This is a genomic window from Tenacibaculum sp. MEBiC06402 (assembly GCF_049239625.1).
In the GTDB taxonomy this organism is placed as follows: Bacteria; Bacteroidota; Bacteroidia; order Flavobacteriales; family Flavobacteriaceae; genus Polaribacter.
This window is the reverse complement of sequence record NZ_JBMKKT010000078.1, coordinates 1-914: the sequence shown is the minus strand read 5'-3', so window position 1 is coordinate 914 and position 914 is coordinate 1. Positions and strand designations below refer to the sequence as shown.

General features: G+C 32.8%; 1 protein-coding gene. It reads right to left on the bottom strand.

Features of this window, described 5'->3' with window-relative positions:
• Window positions 1-71 precede the first annotated feature (71 nt).
• Window positions 72-800 (bottom strand): DUF4304 domain-containing protein, encoded by a 729-nt coding sequence (locus ACOSP6_RS01230; protein WP_422092417.1) that lies wholly within the window; start codon window positions 798-800, stop codon window positions 72-74.
• Window positions 801-914: the final 114 nt, after the last annotated feature.

The window sequence follows — 914 nt, the reverse complement described above, 5'->3', positions numbered from 1 at the left end:
ATAAGATTGAATTTCCGGCGAGGAAATTCAGCCGAAATTAATTATACACTATGTTGTACACCGTAATTCATCTATTTTTTAAATCTATCTGTAATCTTTGTCCAAAAATTTGACTTGTCTTCCTCCATTTCTTTCGTTGTCAAATCTTTCTCGAAATTGCCCCGATAAGATTCAATTATCCTTTTCAAATCCTTTGTGCCAAAAAATGTACTTGGAGATTTATCATGTTTCATTCCATATTTAGCAAATTCCAATGATTTTTTTGGATTAGATTTTTCTACAATCACTGCCAAAGCCCAAGCCAATCTTATATCAGTTGTCATTGGTGTCAATCCACCTTTAAAATCTGGTATCGGAATGAACCTATTTTTAATGTCAGATATTTTGACCCTTTCCAATAGTCCAGTATCACTTTTGAGTCCGTTTATAATTGGTAAGGCATATTTTGAAATATATAGAATTACATCGTCTATGATTTCAAAGTTTTTCGATTCTGAATCAGTATAATTCCACCATCTATCACCTTTACCTTCTTTTGCCAATCTTGTGCGAAATTCGCAATTATAGTACTTAAGTTTTTTGAAATCTAAATCCTCAAATCCGTTGTTTGTTATCTCTTTCGGGTGAATTCCTAACTCAACACAAAAACTTCCACCATATCTATTAGCTTGCAAACCAATTGTAAAAACGAAATTATCAGAGTCCATTATATAATTGAATCCAGAACCTTTAAATCCGAACTCACGAATCTTAGTTCCGAGATATCTTCCAATTTGTTTTCTAAACTCCTGTGTCGTCATTTGCAGGTCTGTTTTTTATGGTGTACAACGTATTTGTATAACTGTTGTTACGGGATTAAAGTTGCATATTTTGTTTAGAAACTAGCGTTAGTAATTACCGAGTGGATTCAGACG

What these genes read in the sequence shown, in the direction of transcription:
- ACOSP6_RS01230 (WP_422092417.1), bottom strand. Translation starts at nt 800, where the DNA reads ATGACGACACAGGAGTTTAGAAAACAAATTGGAAGATATCTCGGAACT.